Origin of the sequence: uncultured Shewanella sp., from assembly GCF_947501665.1 — a bacterium.
Classification (GTDB): Bacteria; Pseudomonadota; Gammaproteobacteria; order Enterobacterales; family Shewanellaceae; genus Shewanella.
The window spans coordinates 132,024-151,251 of record NZ_CANMWS010000008.1 but is presented as its reverse complement, the minus strand read 5'-3'; the positions used below and the strand labels follow the sequence as shown (position 1 = coordinate 151,251).

Annotated in this window: 19 protein-coding genes; 17 read left to right on the top strand and 2 right to left on the bottom strand. The window is 40.4% G+C overall.

Going from position 1 to position 19,228, the window contains the following annotated elements; genetic code table 11:
* Positions 1 to 38 precede the first annotated feature (38 nt).
* The 14 genes from pepB to Q0976_RS07815 all read left to right on the top strand — a co-directional run bounded on the left by pepB (position 39) and on the right by Q0976_RS07815 (position 12,369).
* A complete protein-coding gene (gene pepB, locus Q0976_RS07880; protein ID WP_299492802.1) occupies positions 39 to 1,349 on the top strand; it encodes an aminopeptidase PepB in 1,311 nt (436 codons plus the stop codon).
* A gap of 379 nt (positions 1,350 to 1,728) precedes the next feature.
* On the top strand, positions 1,729 to 2,247 hold the full coding sequence (locus Q0976_RS07875; protein ID WP_299492743.1) for an Hcp family type VI secretion system effector: 519 nt from the start codon (positions 1,729 to 1,731) through the stop codon (positions 2,245 to 2,247).
* A 217-nt stretch (positions 2,248 to 2,464) separates the two neighbouring features.
* The gene (gene tssI / locus Q0976_RS07870; protein ID WP_299492742.1) at positions 2,465 to 5,179 is read left to right on the top strand and encodes a type VI secretion system tip protein TssI/VgrG; all 2,715 of its coding nucleotides are present in this window, start codon (positions 2,465 to 2,467) and stop codon (positions 5,177 to 5,179) included.
* Positions 5,163 to 5,651 (top strand): hypothetical protein, encoded by a 489-nt coding sequence (locus tag Q0976_RS07865; RefSeq protein WP_299492741.1) that lies wholly within the window; start codon positions 5,163 to 5,165, stop codon positions 5,649 to 5,651. The genes tssI and Q0976_RS07865 overlap by 17 nt, the downstream gene beginning before the upstream one ends.
* Before the next feature lie 7 nt (positions 5,652 to 5,658).
* Positions 5,659 to 6,147 carry a hypothetical protein gene (locus Q0976_RS07860; protein ID WP_299492740.1) on the top strand — a complete coding sequence of 163 codons (489 nt, stop codon included), beginning with the start codon at positions 5,659 to 5,661 and terminating at the stop codon, positions 6,145 to 6,147.
* Between the two features lie 276 nt (positions 6,148 to 6,423).
* Positions 6,424 to 6,900: a hypothetical protein gene (locus Q0976_RS07855; protein WP_299492739.1), complete on the top strand. Its 477-nt coding sequence runs from the start codon at positions 6,424 to 6,426 to the stop codon at positions 6,898 to 6,900.
* Entirely contained in the window at positions 6,842 to 8,206 is a 1,365-nt protein-coding gene (locus Q0976_RS07850) for a hypothetical protein (protein ID WP_299492738.1), read from the top strand. The genes Q0976_RS07855 and Q0976_RS07850 overlap by 59 nt, the downstream gene beginning before the upstream one ends.
* Positions 8,199 to 8,609, top strand: coding sequence for a hypothetical protein (locus Q0976_RS07845; RefSeq protein ID WP_299492737.1), 411 nt, complete (start codon positions 8,199 to 8,201; stop codon positions 8,607 to 8,609). Before Q0976_RS07850 ends, Q0976_RS07845 begins: the two co-directional genes overlap by 8 nt.
* Before the next feature lie 175 nt (positions 8,610 to 8,784).
* Entirely contained in the window at positions 8,785 to 9,132 is a 348-nt protein-coding gene (locus tag Q0976_RS07840) for a hypothetical protein (protein WP_299492736.1), read from the top strand.
* The gene (locus tag Q0976_RS07835; RefSeq protein WP_299492734.1) at positions 9,125 to 9,538 is read left to right on the top strand and encodes a hypothetical protein; all 414 of its coding nucleotides are present in this window, start codon (positions 9,125 to 9,127) and stop codon (positions 9,536 to 9,538) included. Before Q0976_RS07840 ends, Q0976_RS07835 begins: the two co-directional genes overlap by 8 nt.
* A 235-nt stretch (positions 9,539 to 9,773) precedes the next feature.
* On the top strand, positions 9,774 to 10,223 hold the full coding sequence (locus Q0976_RS07830; protein WP_299492732.1) for a hypothetical protein: 450 nt from the start codon (positions 9,774 to 9,776) through the stop codon (positions 10,221 to 10,223).
* Positions 10,213 to 10,440: a hypothetical protein gene (locus tag Q0976_RS07825; protein ID WP_299492731.1), complete on the top strand. Its 228-nt coding sequence runs from the start codon at positions 10,213 to 10,215 to the stop codon at positions 10,438 to 10,440. Before Q0976_RS07830 ends, Q0976_RS07825 begins: the two co-directional genes overlap by 11 nt.
* Before the next feature lie 165 nt (positions 10,441 to 10,605).
* Positions 10,606 to 12,087, top strand: coding sequence for a hypothetical protein (locus Q0976_RS07820; protein ID WP_299492729.1), 1,482 nt, complete (start codon positions 10,606 to 10,608; stop codon positions 12,085 to 12,087).
* A gap of 30 nt (positions 12,088 to 12,117) precedes the next feature.
* A complete protein-coding gene (locus Q0976_RS07815; RefSeq protein ID WP_299492727.1) occupies positions 12,118 to 12,369 on the top strand; it encodes a hypothetical protein in 252 nt (83 codons plus the stop codon).
* 144 nt (positions 12,370 to 12,513) lie between these two features.
* On the opposite strand, the gene Q0976_RS07810 is transcribed toward Q0976_RS07815, so the two are convergent.
* Positions 12,514 to 12,786 carry a hypothetical protein gene (locus Q0976_RS07810; protein WP_299492726.1) on the bottom strand — a complete coding sequence of 91 codons (273 nt, stop codon included), beginning with the start codon at positions 12,784 to 12,786 and terminating at the stop codon, positions 12,514 to 12,516.
* 975 nt (positions 12,787 to 13,761) lie between these two features.
* Between Q0976_RS07810 and Q0976_RS07805 the strand changes: the two genes are divergently transcribed.
* A complete protein-coding gene (locus Q0976_RS07805) occupies positions 13,762 to 14,235 on the top strand; it encodes a hypothetical protein (RefSeq protein ID WP_299492723.1) in 474 nt (157 codons plus the stop codon).
* Entirely contained in the window at positions 14,223 to 16,475 is a 2,253-nt protein-coding gene (locus tag Q0976_RS07800) for a hypothetical protein (protein ID WP_299492721.1), read from the top strand. Before Q0976_RS07805 ends, Q0976_RS07800 begins: the two co-directional genes overlap by 13 nt.
* Before the next feature lie 534 nt (positions 16,476 to 17,009).
* Here Q0976_RS07800 and Q0976_RS07795 read toward each other — a convergent pair.
* Positions 17,010 to 17,999: a transposase gene (locus Q0976_RS07795; RefSeq protein WP_299492719.1), complete on the bottom strand. Its 990-nt coding sequence runs from the start codon at positions 17,997 to 17,999 to the stop codon at positions 17,010 to 17,012.
* A 641-nt stretch (positions 18,000 to 18,640) separates the two neighbouring features.
* On the opposite strand from Q0976_RS07795, the gene Q0976_RS07790 reads away from it, so the two are divergent.
* Positions 18,641 to 19,159 carry an Hcp family type VI secretion system effector gene (locus Q0976_RS07790; RefSeq protein WP_299492717.1) on the top strand — a complete coding sequence of 173 codons (519 nt, stop codon included), beginning with the start codon at positions 18,641 to 18,643 and terminating at the stop codon, positions 19,157 to 19,159.
* Positions 19,160 to 19,228 lie beyond the last annotated feature (69 nt).

The window sequence follows — 19,228 nt, the reverse complement described above, 5'->3', positions numbered from 1 at the left end:
AACACGCGCTAACGGTTTTAAGGGTATATAAAGAGAGTATCACAGGAGTCAAAATGCAAAATACAATGACAGTGAAATTAACCCATGAAGCTGCGCCTGCCCATTGGGGGCAAGCGACAGTGAGTTTTCAAAATGATCACGCTTATGTGCACTTAAGAAAAGGGGATAGATTACGTCAAATTCAGCAAGCGGCGCGTAAATTACGCACTCAAGGTGTGACAGCGGTTGAGTTACTCGGTGGTGAGTGGGATCTTGACAGTCAGTGGTCTTTTGCCCAAGGTTTTGCTACTGCGCGTGCTAAGGCTGATATCCATTGGCATGGGGATGAAACGGTGCGTAATACATTGACCCATAGATTAGAAGCAAGCTTCTTTGCTCGTCAATTGGTTAATGCGACACCTGAAAATTTATCGCCCGTTATTTTAGCCGAGCAAGCGGCGACTTGGTTGGCCAAAATCGGTGGTGATAAGGTGTCTTATCGCATTATTGAAGGCGAGGCATTACTTGCTGAGCAATGGCACGGTATTCATGCTGTAGGCCGAGGCAGTGAGCGTCCGCCTGCATTACTTGAACTGGATTTCAATCCATTAGGCGATGATGCGCCTGTGTCTGTGGCATTAGTCGGTAAAGGGATCACTTTTGATTCTGGTGGTTACAGCATTAAAAGCTCTGAAGGCATGTTAGGCATGAAGTGTGACATGGGCGGGGCGGCGACAGTCAGTGCTGCATTGGGGTTAGCGATTCAATCAGGCTTAAATAAACGGGTGAAATTATTTTTATGCTGCGCTGAAAACTTAATCAGCGGACATGCTTATAAGTTAGGTGATATTTTAACTTATAAAAATGGTGTTACCGTTGAAGTGGTCAATACCGACGCCGAAGGGCGTTTAGTACTAGCCGATGGCTTGCAAGCGGCCAGTGAAACTGGCGCCGATTTAATTATTGATGCGGCAACGTTAACGGGCGCTGCAGTCATGGCGTTAGGCACGAATTACAATGCTATTTTTTCACCCCAGACAGAGGTATTAGGTTTAGCGCAAGAAAAAGCGGCCCAAGTGGGTGAACGTGTGTGGCCATTACCCCTGGATCCTTGGCATCGAGATATGTGCCCATCAGCTTATGCTGATACTGCCAATAGCCGTGCGATGAAAGGGGGCGGCGCGGGCGGTGCATCCAATGCCGCAGGTTTCTTATCGCGCTTTGTTAATCCAGAAATAAACTGGTTACACATGGATTTAGCGTCAGCATTTTCGGATTCTGGTGACAGTTTATGGGCTGCGGGTGCAACGGCCCATGGGGTATTAACCATAGCAAATATTTTGCAAAAGCCTGAGACGAGCACAAGCTAAAAATAAACGAGACTTGAAAAAGCCCATTATGTTTAATGGGCTTTTTTATGGCATTTTTTATTTAATAGGTTAAAAAATATGGGCAACTTATTGCTCAGCTGGGCAATATATTGCTCAATTCAGGCAACTTATTGCCTGAAAAAATAACAGCCAAAATAAATGCCAATTAAAAACAACAACTTAAAACTTGGCACGCTTAATGCTTTAACTTATATGAACATTACGCTGCGAGATAAGAGTATGGATAAGAAGCGCATATTCTTAGCGATCAGAACATAGTATGTGATCCCTTGAATATAGGTTGAAAACGATACAACACAATGCACAAGGGATCATCGCAATAATTTAATACAGTTATAAAAAATAAAAGGAATTAATCATGCCAACACCATGTTATATCTCAATCGAAGGTCAAACCCAAGGTAATATTACAGCAGGTGCATTCACCTCTGATTCTGTGGGCGATATCTTCGTTGAAGGTCATGAAGATGAAATGCTAGTACAAGAATTTAATCACGTTGTGACAGTGCCAACCGATCCTCAATCAGGTCAGCCTTCAGGCCAACGTGTGCATAAGCCTTTCATTTTCACTGTGGCATTAAATAAAGCGGTACCGCTAATGTATAATGCCTTATCAACGGGTGAAAAATTAAATTCAGTGGTACTTAATTGGTACCGTACATCGATTGAAGGTAAACAAGAGCACTTCTTCTCAACAACACTAGAAGGGGCAACCATTGTGGATATCGATTGTCATATGCCTCATTGTCAAGATCCTACTCAAGCTGATTTCACTCAGTTGGTGAAAGTGTCGCTTGCTTACCGTAAGATCATTTGGGATCACACCTCTGCAGGTACATCAGGTGCAGATGACTGGCGTAAGCCGACTGAAGCGTAAGGCTCAGTATTAATAGTATTTTTGCCCTACCACTAATCAAGTTTGTTAGGGCGATAGTGCAATATTTAATAAAGGCTTCAACATGAAGCCTTTTATTTTTTATTTAAATCAATAGAAAAGGGTAAAGCGAGTATATTGCTAAGTTAAGTGTAAAAGTGAGTTGACGAGAATTTAGCAATGCGCGCGTTTTAGGGACAGAAATAAAAAGGATTTTACTATGACGGGATCGGCAAGTGGCATACTGGCAGGCACAGGGTTAAGGTTTCAATTTCAATCAGAAGGCTTGCCAAGCGATACCTTTAATTTGGTGCACTTTGATTTTAAAGAGGGATTATCCACGCCTTTTGAGATTAATTTGACCCTTTTGAGTCCCATTCATGATTTAAACCCTAATGACATCGTTGACTTATCAGGTTTAATGCAGTGGGCGGTCGATGGTGACATTAAAAGGCAAGTTCATGGCATCGTTAACGCCTTTTCAAAAGGCGACACAGGTCATCACCATACTCTGTATTATATAACGTTAGTCCCCGCTTTATCTCGGCTCAAATTACGTCAAAACAGCCGGATCTTTCAAGCGCAAAGCAGCGTATCGATTATTTCCACTTTGTTGAGTGAGATGAATATTACTGACGTGGCGTTCAATTGCGATCCGGCATTGGATGAGCGAGTGCGAGAATATTGCGTGCAATATCGTGAAACCGATTTTGATTTTGTCACGCGTCTCGCCAGTGAAGAGGGCTTGTTTTATCATTTTGAGCACACTGAAACAGGCCATACACTCGTGTTCAGTGACAGCACGCAAAAGCTCAGCAATATCGGTTTTCCTTTTCCTTATAATGCCCTTAGCGGCGGCGTAGCTGACACGCCTTATATGGGAGAATTTGCCTTGACTCATCAAGTGAGACCGGCAATCGCCCGTTTAAAAGACGCCAGCTTTAAAAACCCAGCGTATTCTTTTTTACTTGAGAGTGAAAGTGATGAACTGGATGAGCAGCAAATGCACTATGAGCATTTTGATTTCCCCGGTCGTTTTAAAGACGATGATAGCGGGCAAGTCTTTACCCAAGCAAGATTGGATTATTTAAGGCGGGATGTCAAGGTGGCGGTGGGTAAAAGTAATATTATGCAGGCCAGTGCAGGGTATAAATTTGATTTAGCCGAGCATGTTGACGATACCTTTAATCGAGATTGGCTATTAGTGCAGATAAAGCATCAAGGTATTCAAGGAGCGGCCAGCGAGGGTGCTAATACGTCTGTGCCCACCACTTATCATAACGAAGTCACTAGCATTCCCGCCAGCAGCGCTTGGCAAGCCAAGCCTCAGCCAAAACCTCGCGTGACTGGGCCGCAAATGGCCACTGTCGTCGGCCCAGAAGGGGAAGAGATTTTTTGTGACGAATTTGGCCGCGTAAAATTACAATTTCCCTGGGACAGATACAGTAACGGTGATGATTGCTCAAGTTGCTGGGTGCGTGTTAGCCAAGGCTGGACAGGGGGGCAGTATGGCATGATGTCGGTGCCGCGAATTGGTCATGAGGTTATCGTCTCCTTTGTGGAAGGGGATCCCGATCAACCCATTATTACTGGGCGCACTCACAATGCCATTAACTTGCCGCCGTATGCACTGCCGGATCATCAAACCCGTACCGTCTTAAAAACCCAATCGCACAAAGGTGAGGGAAGCAATGAACTGCATTTTGAAGATCAAGCAGGTGAAGAGGCTGTGTATTTTCATGCTCAACGAGACATGCACATCGCTATTGAAAACGACCAAAGCCAGCATGTGTTAGTTAATCAACACTGGGATGTGGCTCAAGACAGTCTCACTCAAATAACAGGTAGCGATCATCAAACCTTAGAGTCGGATAACCGCAGTTTAATCAGTAAAGATAAGATGCTGGCAGTGAAAGCCAATCATTACCAAAAAGTGGGCAAAAAACAGCTCATGCAAGTGGGCAGTGAGGTACATCTTAAGTCCAAAGGCGAACTTGTGCTCGATGCAGGCAGTGAGATCACCCTAAGCGCAGGTGGTAGTTTTCTCAAAGTGGATCCCGCAGGTGTGCATTTGGTGGGCGCGAAAGTGAACCTCAATTCGGGAGGTGGAGCCGGATCGGGTAGTCAATGCAAAGTCAAGAAACCCGAGATTGCATTATGCCTAGATGACGCCATCCTACCCGAAGAAGGCGAGCTGATTCAGCAGGCTGCGACCTTGGAAGCAGCCGAAAGCGATGAAGTCGTGTTTGAGTATGAAGCAGTGGAGCTGGAGCAGTCGCAGGGTGCTATGAGTGGAAGTGCTGGCAGTAATAATAATGGTAATAGCGAAGGTGCTGGTGGAAGTAGTGATAATGGAGGTGCAGCTGGAGCGGCAGGAGCCAGTGCAGCGAGTGAAAATGAAGGTGTGGAAGAGGCCGAAGATGAACCAATTGCAGAAAAAGCATTAACGATTAGTGTCGCGGGTGAAGAGTTCATCCATTCTTGGGAGGCTTCTACTGGCCCTAATTTAACAATTTATCCAGATTTAGCGGGTTATGGAACTATTGGTTATGGGCATAAGTTAACGAAAGCAGAAAAAGAAAGTGGTGTGTTTGAACAAGGAATAACTAAGGAACAGGCATTAGCCTTGTTTAAAAAAGATGTGCAAATCGTGGAGGCCGCGATTCTCCGCTTGGTGTCAGCGCCGTTAAATCAAGCACAATTTGATGCTACAGCCTCATTGATTTTTAATATTGGTGCGGGGCGGTTTGCGAGATATAATGCGAGAAAGCAAATGGATAAAGGCAATTATGATGCTGCGATTGCTGAATTTGCCGATATTAATAAAGCAAGAAACCCATTAACCAAAGAACTAGAGTTGAGTGAAGGGTTAGACAATCGAAGAAAAGCGGAAATAAAATTATTTAAAGAAGGGATATATGAAAATAATCAATAAAGTAGTTAATATTTTTGTAGCATTATATTTACTACTTAGTTTAAGTGTTAATGCACATTCAGATGTTAATCTTGATACTAGCGATAATACTTCGATTCAAGTGCCTGAAAAGCATTTCTACAATTCAGGTATAGATTCAGCGAGTGAGCTAAAGCAATTTGTTGATGAGTTGAAAGCCGATATTGCAGCTAATTGTCGGCAGCAAGTAGCAGAAAAGGTACGCTATCCCATACTGATTAATCCGAATAATAATAATCAATTGGAAATATTAACAATAAAAGATTTTTTGCTGTATTACGATAAAATCATTAATCAAAAAGTGAAAGATGCCGTTGCTAATCAAAATTTTAATGACATCAAAGGAAATTCATATGGCGTGATGTTGGGCAGAGGTGTGGTTTGGATCGGCTCGATTAAGTTACATGAGAAAGATGACTTTAAAATAAAAATTATTGGTATTAATAATCAGTGAATCTTTGATGTTTTTAATTAATCAAATAGGGAAAGTTGTCGTTTGCATTCTATTGGCTTTGCTAGCAATAGAGATTGCATATGCTAAGAACGGATATGTTCGGAGTGAAATAAACAATTATTATGGCCATTACAAGGTAGTTGATGTTCAAAGGTATCGAGGTGGCCTGACAACAGTGGAGCAAGCTAAACAACACATTGGAGATAAAATTATCTTGTGCCCGACTGTTTTTAGTGATTTTATCAGCCAGATAAAACCACCAATTTACAAAGTGGTTATAGAAAAAGTAGAAAAAGAAGAGGGAGTGGTTCCGCCAAAAAATAGTGTATTTTACGGATTTATGCCAGAAAGAGATTTTATTCATTACATAGAAGTTTTCGAAAAGAGTGATATAAAAAATTTTTATACTCGTTATGAAGTAATTGGCCAGAATAAGCTAATGGAAAGTTATGATGGTTTTTTTTATAAAATGGATAAAATTGCTTCTTGCCAATAAGTGTGATTAAGAAGAATAAGAATTACATAGGCAGGCATTGTTAATACCAACCCATAATCACGGGATGCACCCGCAATGCCATTAACTTGCCGCACTCTTTACTCTCTTGTGCAGCTTTAGCATATGGGCGGCCTTATTATATGCATTTGGGATCACCAAACGCGAACTGTGTTAACAAACCGCGATCTATGATAAACCTGAGGCTACAAAGAGGAAGGCAGTAACGAGCCCTCTTTTGAAGAGTAAATAGTTGAAGATCAAGCCGGTGAAGAGGTGGTGTATTTCCACGCCCAAAAAGACATGCAGCAGTTAATTGAAAATGATCAGAGTTCGCATATTTTAGGTAATCAACATTGGGATATTACGCAAGACCGTTTTATTCAGGTGACTAATGATGATCATCTTACCGTGGAAGCAGACAGTTTATTATCAGTGCAAAAAGACAGCATGTTAGCGGTAAAAGCTAGCCATCATCAAAAAGTGAGTAAGAAACAGCTCATGCAAGTGGGCAGTGAGGTACATCTTAAGTCCAAAGGAGAGCTGATCCTCGATGCTGGCAGTGAGATCACCTTAAGTGCGGGCGGCAGCTTTTTAAAAGTCGATCCCGCAGGCGTGCATTTGGTTGGCGCGAAAGTGAATCTCACTCTTTATAAAAGTTGGGGGAGGCGGAGCGGGTTCAGGTACAGGATGCAAAGTGAAAAAGCCCCTAATAGCAACCACATTAGACGAAGCGATTTGCCCAGAAACAGGTGAAATCATTAAGCAGGCCGCGACGTTGGAAGCAGCCGAAGGCGACGAGGTCGTGTTTGAATATGAAGCGGTGGAGATTGAGCAGTCGCAGGGGGCTATGAGTGAGGGTGCTGGTGGTGCGAATGCACAAAGCAATGATGGGACTGGTGCTGGTGGAAGTAGTGAGAATAGAGGTGCTGCAGCGGCTGGTGCTAATGCAACGAGTGCCAATGAAAGCAATGAGAGTGCAGCGGGTGAAGGTACCGATGATGTGTATTTGGTATTTTCTGATAAGCGCACCAATGTTGAAGAGTTCGCTGAAGAAGTTTATTTGTCAAAAGAACCTGAAATTATCGAACATGTGCTCAATACTAACCCGCATTTAAAGCAAAGCTTCAGTCAAATTCTTCCGGGTATGCCAGTAATAGTGTCGCCATGGAAATACACCCATGAAGATGAAGCCGATACTATCGAGCAAGCCGATGAACTCATGACAGAATATCTGAAATTAAATGAAGAGCAGCGCACTTGGTTTGCCGAGCATCATGAATCTGCCACGAACGCGATATTGATGATGGCGACGTCAGGGTTAGAGATGAGTCTTGGAGAAAGTGGCAGTGATGAGCTAACTGAGTGGAATTTGGGGCACATGCTTGCAGGAACGGGAGCGGTCATAGCTGGCGCGCAAGTACAAGGCAATCGAATTCAGCAAAAAATGGAGAGTTTTGCAAAATACTCTCGTGAAGTCTCGGAGCGCACCAAAGGCTTGTCTGGGCAGGCTTTGTATTCAAATGAAGTCTATAAAGACTGGCGTAAGGATGCGAATCGCTTTAAAGGCGAAATGAAAGCCTTGATGTCACAAGTTGGCCAGCCAGGTTATGTGAAGAATATTCAGGTAAAGAATATCAATCGCTACTTAAACATTGATAAACGTCAGCTATATCGAGCCAAGAACTTCTCTCAATCCCTTGCGGGCATCAATATGAGCGGCTTGTATAAAGAAGCGATGAAGTTCAGTAGCCAACTGGGTAAGGTTGGCTGGGGAGTGACGTTACTTGGTTTGTATAGTAATGCAGCGGATATTTATGAGCAATGTACAGCAGATAGTGAGTTTAATGAAGCTTGTAAACGTGCGACAACTAAAAATGGGGTTTCGATGTTTACAAATGTAGTAGTTGGTTGGGCTATTGGTGCCGGTATTGGTTTAATTCCTGTAACAGGTGGTCTTTCGATTGTCCTTGTGGGGGCAGGGACTTTAGCATGGGGACTTAATGGCGGTGATATTTCAAATGACCTTGGAGACTGGGCGGAGGAAATGATTTTTGAATAATATTGAAGTTATAAGAAATATTGCTGGTTTTTCAGCTGTTATAGGTTGTTTATTGAGTTTTGTGTCTGTGTTTTTTTTGAGTATTAAATTAAGAAAAAAAAAGTGGCATATGATGAGAGAAATAATAGAACAGACCCCTGAAAAATTTAAAGAACGTGCAAGGTTTTTAATGGAAAGTAATATGTCATGGCTTATAGGTAGCTTGGTTAGTTACACTTGGTTTGGTTACCCTATGATGCGTTATTTGTGGTCAATTAATCGTTCGGAAATCATACAATGGCAAGAGGGCATCAAAATTATTTTTTCTAAAGATTATTTACTTTATCGATTGCTGGCTCTTTTTTTTAATATAGGAATATTAGGTTTTATTACTTTTGTTATTTTAGGTTATGTTATTAAATAAATAGGACAGCTATTGTCAACCCGCATTATTCACCTAAATACATAATTTAAATAGCATTAATTTGCCGCACTCTTTTCCCTGTGCGGCATTGCCGGATAACCATCATATCGATAAACGCTAATCATATAAAGTATATAAAGCCAAGAACTTCTCTCAATCCCTTGCGGGCATCAATATGAGTGGCTTGTATAAAGAAGCGATGAAGTTCAGTAGCCAACTGGGTAAGGTTGGCTGGGCGGTGACGATTTCAGCCTTGTATGGCAATGGCATTGATCTCTACCAACAATGTAATATGGATGGCTGGTTAACAGAGGCTTGTGGCCGTGCAACAACCAAAAATGTTACATCGGGTTTATTTAACGCTGCTACTGGTTATTATATGGGATTTGCATTAGCTGCCATTCCTGTTACTGGAGGGCTTTCCATAGCCATTGTTGGAGCTGGAGCTTTAGCTTGGGGGCTATATGGTGGAGATATTTCTAACAAAGTTGGAGATAAAGTAGAGGGATGGTTCTTTGATTAGTGTTGATGATATTGCTGTTATTGCTTTTATTATAAGTGTTTTTTGTACATTTATATTTCTTATACTCATTACTTTTTTAAGCATAAAATTACGAAAAAAAAAATATTATATGATGGATGCTATAGCAGAAAGAGCGCCTAAGAAATTTCGTAAACGAGCAATGCTGATGATGGAAAGTAGTATGTCTTGGCTTGTTGGGAGTTCTGCTAGCTATCCCTGGTTTGGATATCCTATGATGAGGTTTGCGTGGTCTATCCCAAGGTCTGAAATAATAAAATGGCGTTCTGAACTAAAGAATATATTTGGTAAAAACTATAGCCTTTACCTTTTGATGGTTACTTTTTTTAATATCAGTATGCTGGGAATTGTTATTGGTTTTTTATTTTTGTTTATAGGGGAGCTTTAATTATTTTTTTGGGGGGGGAGCAGCAGAACTTTATAATACTAATAATAACTGGGACAGGCACAGTTAACACTAACCCATAATCACGGCGTATTCGCAATGCCATTAACTTGCCGCACTCTTTCTCAGTGCGGCCTTACCTGACCATCAACCCCGTACCGTGCTAAAAACCCGTGATCTGTTATAAACCTGAAGCTACAAAGGTGAGGGCAGTAACGAGCCCTCTTTTTAACAGCAAATGGTTGAAGATCAAGCGGGTGAAGAAGCCATTTATTTCCATGCGCAAAAAGACATGCAGCAGTTAATTGAAAATGATCAGAGTTTGCATGTGTTGGGCAATCAACATTGTAATATTACTAATGATAGATTCACGCAAATAACGGGGCACGATCATCTAACCTTAGAGTCCGATAGCCTAGTGGGTATTACCAAAGATAGTATGCTTGCCGTTAAAGCCAGCCACCATCAAAAAGTGGCTAAAAAGCAGCTCATGAAGGTAGGCAGTGAGGTACATCTCAAGTCCAAAGGCGAGCTGATACTCGATGCAGGCAGTGAGATCACTTTAAGCGCAGGTGGTAGTTTTCTCAAAGTGGATCCTGCTGGCGTGCATTTAGTTGGGGCTAAGGTTAATCTCACTCTTTATAAAAGCTGGGGGCGGAGGTGGAGCCGGATCGGGATTGGCATGTAAAGTCAAGAAACCTGAGGTTGCCCTAACATTAGACGAAGCTATTTGCCCAGAGATGGGTGAAATCATTAAACAGGCGGCGACGTTGGAAGTCACTGATATTGAAGAAGTGGAGTTTGATTACACCGCAATAGAGATGGTGCAAACGCAGGGTGCAAGTGCAGAGTGTACAGGTCAACCAAAATTCATACTTAATGCGCAGCTAGAAAATTATCTGTAATAATGTGTAATATTTTTACTTATAAATTACCTATTATAATAAACAGTCATATTACTTCCTATGCCTGTATTTCTATTAATTGTAAAAATACTTTTAAAATTAATGCACAGTAAGAAGTTTCTACAACGATATTAATTGAAAAACATCATACTAAGGATTTAATTTATGCATTACTGTATAAAAATAACTGCCTTGTGCTTGAGTTTTATCATCAGTTTGTCAAGCTTATCTTATGCCGCACAAACTTGTCCCAATCCACCAGATTTGCCCATTCTCAACCCTCAATGTTTACCTGTCGAAGCATTAACAAGCGGTGAATTAACTGAATGTAAAAAAGAAAACAGCAGCATTAGCTGCCAAGAAATTGTTGATCGTTTTGCTTGGCAGCTATTTATTGCACTTAACTGGCCAGCCACCAGTAATGGTAACCCAAATTCAAGTGCTTATTTTGGAGAAGAAGGTGATACTTCTCCCGTCATTTGGGAAACATATAAAAATGTAGAAGATGTCTTTACTCAAGCGGTACCATCAACATGGGCAACCAAAAACAAAGAAAAAGTATTAGAGGCCACTTCTGCTACGGTTCATCTAACCGAGATCCTTCAGGTGGATCGTAATTGGCTTACAGATCAAAGCGGTAATCTAGTTTATTATGAATTACGCATCAATGAAGATGAATTTGACTATATTATGGATAATACACTCTATAGCCAAGCAGGTATTTATAATGCTTTTACTGGAATCGATCCCAAAGGCATCAACCTTCCTTCAGGAGAAGAGCCTAACACGGTAGGAGCCATTGAAATAAAAGCTGCCTGGCGCATCGTCCCTACAGATAAGGAAGCCTATTTTAAAAAACGTTATAAAACATCGAAGGCCCTAGTCGGCCCAAATGATGATCCCCATCTTGTTGCCTTAGTAGGGTTACACATCATTAAAAAAACCCCCAATCTACCTCAGTGGACATGGTCCACCTTTGAGCATATTGATAATGCTCCTGATGTAGGCAGTACTGCTGAAACCGCGATTAGCTATAACTTCTTTAGTCATAATGTTGCGAAACAAGATGCAAAGGCAAAGAGTGTCAGCGATATCTATAAACCTAATTATTTATCCCCACCCGATAAATATGCCACGCCTCCTACGCCCATGACAGCCCCAGTGCAAATGCTAAGAATTGATAGTATTGATACCGTCGATCCTCATGCAGCAGGGATCACAAACACAGCCCTTAATCTCATTAAAGCAAAATACCCTGACTCTGTTTGGTTAAATTATCAGCTTATTAGCTCACAGTGGCCAACAGAACCTCAAACGCTCACATTCTCTGCACAAGGAAGCCCTCTCCCTGCAGGAACACCTGCACCAGAGTTTCTTGGCAATCTCACCATGGAATCTTATTTTCAAGAAAAGAAATCTGGCGGCGGGGCTGGCTTAACCGATGGTGGGGGAATGGAGTCTGGTTTTACTGCGGATAATTTCAATAAATCCAGCTGTATAGGCTGCCATAGATTATCAGCAACCACCCCTCAATTTGTCGACCATCCAGATGCTTTTTGGTACACCGACTACAGTTCTGTCTTTTTTAAGGCTCAAAAACATGCTAGTACCGCAACACATAAAAAAGCAATGTCTCCAGTAAAATAAGTTAAAATCGTCAAATAATAAGGACGCCACATGAGCAATGCCATCACATGGAACAATCAAGTAAAAGATTACTTCACCCAAATGGAAGTCGGCTGTATGCGTAACATAGGATTAAATCTTGCTTCCTATGACGATGTAAAAAATAATGCCGATTCCATTTTAAATCGCGTTAAACGACAACCAACAGAATCAGGTTTCATGCCTAAAGGTGGTAAACGTTGGGTAGATTCTCAAATTAATAATTTTGAGCAATGGATAACTGACGGTTGTCCAGAAAATTGATCTTCAAAAAAAGCAGCTATTGTTAAATTATTCATGTTTGTTTTTTGTATGTGCTGTTTTAGCTGCAGTGTAAAATTGGAACTGAAAGCAAAACGAAGCTTTCAATTCCAATTGTTTGATACTTTAAATCGCAATGTTTAATATTTACCAATTAGATGCATCACCAACATACCAAACTGTTTGATCACCAAAGATACCATTTCCAAAGCCATATAGAATAAACCAATTGTATTGATTATTGGGGTTATAAAAACCGATATCGCCTTTTCCACCACCATCAAAATCACCACTAAAAGGTGCGCCGTAACCATGTGGTCCCCATGGCCATGCGGTTTGAGCACTAACGCTGCCGTTACCCGTTCCATATTGAATAAACCAGTAGCCTGTATTGTTAGGATTATAGGGCCTATATCCCAAAGACCATCACCATTAAAATCGCCTGTATAAATCGGGCTGCTAGAATTTAATCCAGGCTAATTCCAAGCGGTTTCTCCTCCAAAGCCACCAATGCCATTGCCGTATTGGATATACCAGTTTTGTAGGTTATTTGGGTTAAACAGGCCGATATGCCAATAGCCATCGCCATTAAAGTCACCAGTAAAAACTTGGCTACCTATCGGTGTTGAGGTTACCCAAGGCTAAACGGTTTGACTGTGAAAACCACCAATTCCATCACCATATTGGATATACCCATTTCTTAGGTTGTTAGGGTTGTAAAGGCCGATATCTAATCTAATAGGCCATTGCCATTAAAGTCACCCGTAAAGGCTTTGCCAAAATTGGTTGCCACCCATTGAAAAGTCGATTGGAAATCAAAAGCACCGGCTCCATCCCCCAGTTTAAACGTCCATTTTCAAGTGTTTGAATTATTTGATAAATTGTTTTCGAATAAGTGTTAAGTGTTATTTTGATTGCTCACTATTTTCTCCATGAAATATTACTTTAATGGGATAGGTATTGAAATTATTATGGCTAAATAATTTGATAATAAAATCCCATTGATACGCCCCGTTTTTAACCTTTTTGAGTTATTTGCTTATATCTGGTAGCGTTATTATCTTTTTGGTAACGATTGGGTTTAGAAAATGTACATACTTTTTATTTATTACAAAAACCCTATTAAGCAATATGAAAACCAAATATAAACAATAAGTTAAGTATTAATGCTGTGGTGATGAGTTTTTCATGATATTTCTACTGCTGGATGTTAAATTTCCCTGTAATTCATTTATTTTAAGTGCTTAATTGTTGTAACTGTGTTTATTTTAAGGTTATTTTATTTAACCTTACTAAGTTCATGTCATTATTAAATAAAAGAGAGGTATTTCAACTAAAACAGGCATTCTTAGTAAGAATATTATAAATAATTAAATAAGAATAATTAGGGATTTGATGATGCTAAAATATTATAAATTATTAACTTTACTCTTTCCTCTCACGCTTACGGCATTAAGTGTTAATGCGGCAGTTAATGCATCTGTTGATGATACAGAAAGGCATACAAATCAATCCAAGACACATAACGTTAATTTAGACGACGAGTTAAATTCCATTGGAGCAGGAGAATGTAAATATATAAAAAAAAGTACGCGTAAGAATAAAGGTCAGGAAGCTGCCTTTAAGTATTCTGCTACAGAAAGTTCTGAGGGAGCACTCATTATTAAAGGCTTTACGAATTTAGGGAGTAATGGTAGCCATAGATGGATGCATTTTGACTTTGAGGGACAAGCGACTAAGCAGAATATATATGTTAATGATCATCCTAATATTGAAGCACAGCTTAATTATCCTTATGCGTTAGACAAATCTTGTCGAGATGGCTGGGGGATAGTGACAAAGCAAATGATCTCCATATGTCAGCTTTGATGGGAGCTGGAAATGATATATTACGCGCAAGACAAATGACAATTTATGCTGATCTAGGTGATGGTGATGATCATTTTCGTGGTGAACTGAATACTTATGTAGGGAATACTAAGTATGCTACTGATAGTGCAATTGATGATGCTATTAACGATGGAATAGAGCGATTTATTCGTGGTGGTAGTGGGAATGACTCGCTTATTGTCGGTTTTGGCGATAATGTTGTTTATGGAGATGACGGTGAAGATAAAATTATTTGGTATGCTAATGAGCGGACTGAGTCGGGAGGGGATGGCAAGTGGTTAGATGAAGACGAGGATGGTGAAAACGATCATCACTATACTATTGTCTATGGTGGAGAAGGTGATGATAGTATTGAGAATACTTGGCCGAGTACCGCTAACGCTATCACCTTAACCTCAATTGATTCTAACGGAGAAATTTATGGAGAAGGAGGTAACGATACCATTATCGCCTCCGATTTATCAGACAAGTTATATGGCGGCGATGATGACGACAATATAGAAGCTAAGGCTGGAGACGATATTGTTAACGGTGATAGCGGCAATGATGTGCTTAATGCCGGTATTGGCAGCGACACCGTTGATGGTGGTGATGGCGGTGATTTTATCAATGCAGGACCAGCGGGTCATGGTTATCAAAATTACGTCTCTGGCGGTACAGGTGCGGATATGTTTCTGATATCAGCTTATACAGAATCACTGATCCCAGGAGGAACCAGTACAACTGGCGTATCAGGCACTGATTGGAATAATTGGTTCTTACAAACTTCATTTTCTCGTGGCTCTATTTTAGCCAGTAGTATTGCTCAGGCTGGCTTAGGTAGCTTTGGCCCCTTTGGCAGTTTCGTTTATGGTATGGGCTCATCGGCGTTAAGTACCTATATTTTTGGTAGCAATGGAGTGGCAAAAAGCGCAACCTTGCCCGATACCTATGAAGAAGATATTGTGTCTTATACCGAAATTAATGATTTTAATCCTGAGGATATATTGGTAGTAAGCCATGGTGCTGGGAATCCTTTACACTCTTTTGATAATCAAGGGGCATACTTTGAAATTGAAACTGGTGTATCACCTGCCGCGGTATCTAGTCCTAGCGGTGTACTGGCCTTAGTGCGGTTTGATTCTGACTTTATGACATATCTTGATAGCCGATTAAGCTATTCTTATAATTCATTTTCTGACAATACAGTGATTGAAAGTTACCTCGATATGCTTAAAGATACTCGAGTATCTGTCATTAAAAATACCCAAGGCACTTATGAGGATGAAGATGGTAATGATATTACCGCTGTGTTAGCTGATGATGAATTCATCAATAGCATTGATGATGACACAGAAAATGATTACAGCAGCTTATTAAATGATTCTGTCCTTGAAAATGAACAAAGCATGTATATTTATGGCAGTACGGGTCCGACAGTATATGCTGGTGTTAATAATGCTAGCACCTCAGCTAAATTCTTATTCGGCGGCAGCTTTAATGATGTGATAACAGGCTACACTTTCTCTAATATTGCCAGTGAATTGCCCGATGGTGGTGAGGTTTCGGCTTATATTATGGGCTTAGATGGTGAAGATACCTTGATCGGCTCCAATTATGCCGATGAGCTCTTTGGCGGACAGGGGCGCGATATCATTGTTGGCCTTAATGATGTGGCTGGTATTGATGTTATGAGTGGTGGTTCTGCCTATGATTTAACCGCTGAAGATGAAGAGTCAGCTGTCGATAGTTACTATGAAGGCGCTGGCGGTTGGGTTGATCGCTTTTTTGTGGGTCATGGGTATGATGCTATTTTAGATTTTGACTTTGTGGCCGTTGATACAAAAAATAATCGCGATGTTATCATAGTTTATAATGACGAAGCTTATGATGGCTCAGCAGGGGAAGAATATAGTGCATTTACTTGCTCAACCATTGCCAATGGAGATACCTTACCTGATGGTGAAGTTTATGCCACCAGTAATCCAGAAAGTGATGCCATTATCCAGTGGTACCTTGATGATAACGGCGTACCCGGTGAATTAGATAATGACAACTTTGTCGTATTAAAAGGCGATAGAAATGCCACTGTCTGTGATGATGATGAGTTTGAATACACCACCATCAGTGATCTAAATGGTGATGAATATTTAGCGATTGCCTCTGAATCTGACGTATTCACTTACTTTGATACCGACAATGACGGTAACTACGATGATATGTTAACTGCAGATTATTAAACTCATTTAATTTTTTGCTATTAAAGCTAAAAAACCATATCAATATAATGCGTATTTTTTAGTACGCATTATATTCTGTATTCTCAGAAGTAAAAGCGACGTTCAATCTAGAAAATAAAATTAGGGATCATAATTAGGACTGCCATTGTGTAGTCTTCCCATTTTTATATTTTTGACTTAACTTGAGAGGTATAAAGGTATTGATTAAGTTAGGTTGTTTCATGCTACGTCCTCGAAAAAAACAGATAAGTATCGAAGAGTCCCTCTTATTATCATTGTTGTAGTTGAGTTGTGCGTCGAGCTTTCTGGCAAGAATGAGAGCTAAAGCCAGCCATTACTAATCAATAAGATAGCTCACATTTTATAAGCGTTCAACACACTGGGCCCATCAAATTATGATCTGAGCTATTTTTAACATTGTTGCTGATAACGATATCGTAAAATAGAGTGATATAGGTGAAATGAGTGAATATTGAATGTAGGATATCGACTCAGTTGAAACTGAGCTTTCTTATCTTGAAATACAGCAGGATGCTAGCCTAGATGCATATACTGACAACATTTAGAAAAATGTCGTCGCCTTTTTTCTAAATGCCCACAATAATGACTTAATTCCTCTAACGTACCAACAGGGCCATGAAATAACTGACCAAATTCATTGACTATTTTAATCCAATTGTCTTTAGGAATATTTAGCCGACTTAAAATAGGTATGACCGCTTCATTAATAGCACCACGCTTGTCACCTCGCTTATTATTAAGAATTAGGCGACCTGTTTCATCAACAAGTTCAAGGTAGCTTTTTAATTCAAAAGTAATACCTTTGGCTTGATGTTGACTCTCATTACCGATAAAAGGCAACAGGCGTTCGGGTTGTTTACCCACTAATGCTGCTTCAATACGGAGTTTAAGGCTAGTATGTTCAGATGTCTCTGGAGTGCTTGCCATCTTCGCACGAATGGGATTGAGTTCGACATAGGCCATACAAGCCAGCAGCGCTGCTTCATCAAGCAAGGCTTGACTTTTAAAGCGACCTTCCCAAAAATGCCCTGTACAATCATCTTCTATATTCGCTTGCCTGGCTATAGGTTCATTCAAACATCGCATAAACCAACTAATATCACTTAATCGTGCACGATAGGTTGCTATTTGATGTTTTAATTGAGTCACTTGGTGGGCTTCAATCACTTCACCTTTTACAAACTGTTGCGTAATCCTTGTGCCATTAAATAGTTGATGCCACTGCTCAACGACTTCCCTATCCGACCAGGTATTCGCTTGATTGATATCAATATAAAGCACCACATGTAAATGATTACTCATTACTGCAAATGCTGCGACATCAATGGCAAAAATATCAGATAATTTAAGTAGTTGAGATTCAACCCAACCACGACGATGATCGTAATTCTTGCCTGTATGCTTGTCATCCCCACATAAATAAGCCTGCCTTACGACACGACTACAACAGTGATAATAGGGGGTGGCTTCAATGCTAATCAAACTTCTTCTTGGACGTGGCATAATAAACTCCTTCTATTGCCCGTCAATCAATATTAGTAAGAAAGTATAGTGAGTGCCATTAATGAAGGGTGTCCGGAAATTTAGTCCATAAATTTACTTTGTTATGCCGATCTGAGTTTTGAATGAGTCAATACACCTACTAGAGAATAAATCGCTTGTTTCAAGAACAATGGGGTTCGATTTGTGCTTCATTAGCAATGACAAGCTGGGCAATTTTTTGCTCGGTCGGGCAAGTTTTTGCTCATTTTAGGCAAGAAATTGCTTGGGTGATTAATGGTAAAATATTTTTTTCTTAAAAAACAGAGTGTTAAAAGTTGGCACGGTAAATGCTTTATTAAAAGATGTTAAGTGCAAAAAAGAATAAAGAAAAGCGAATAGTGAGTGATGTTTTTGACTGTAGAAAGTAAATGAGACACCGCTATTATCTTTTCACATGACTGTGTTTGAAGTGCTATTTGTTGGTAAAGCATGGCATCTATCAGATGCAGTTGTGAGTAGCTGGATCGTTCGGAGTAAGTTGACGAAAAAGGACTTACTTTGTCATTTTATCCAATGATGTTCTCGCTGATGTGAGTGAGACCCTAGGGTAAAGTAACGACAATCAACAATAAATAAGTAGTTAATTAAAAAGGAATTAAACTATGCCAACTCCATGTTATATTTCAATCGAAGGCCAAACTCAGGGTAATATTACTGCTGGTGCTTTCACCTCTGATTCTGTAGGCGATATCTTCGTTGAAGGTCATGAAGATGAGATGCTAGTACAAGAGTTCAACCATGTTGTGACAGTACCAACCGATCCTCAATCAGGTCAGCCTTCAGGTCAACGTGTGCACAAACCCTTTATTTTTACCGTCGCATTAAATAAAGCGGTGCCGTTAATGTATAACGCATTATCAACAGGTGAAAAACTCAACACCGTTGTGCTTAATTGGTATCGCACATCGATTGAAGGTAAGCAAGAGCATTTCTTCTCGACTTCGTTAGAAGGGGCTACTATCGTCGATATCGATTGCCATATGCCACACTGTCAAGATCCTAGTCAATCTGATTTCACTCAGCTGGTTAAAGTGTCGCTTGCTTATCGTAAGATTAATTGGGATCACACCACAGCAGGGACATCTGGTGCAGATGACTGGCGTAAGCCAACTGAAGCCTAAGCTTTTGCTGTTAATGTGCTTTGGATAAATAGACTTAAATACGGGTGATGGAAGGGGTCAGCTGAGTTA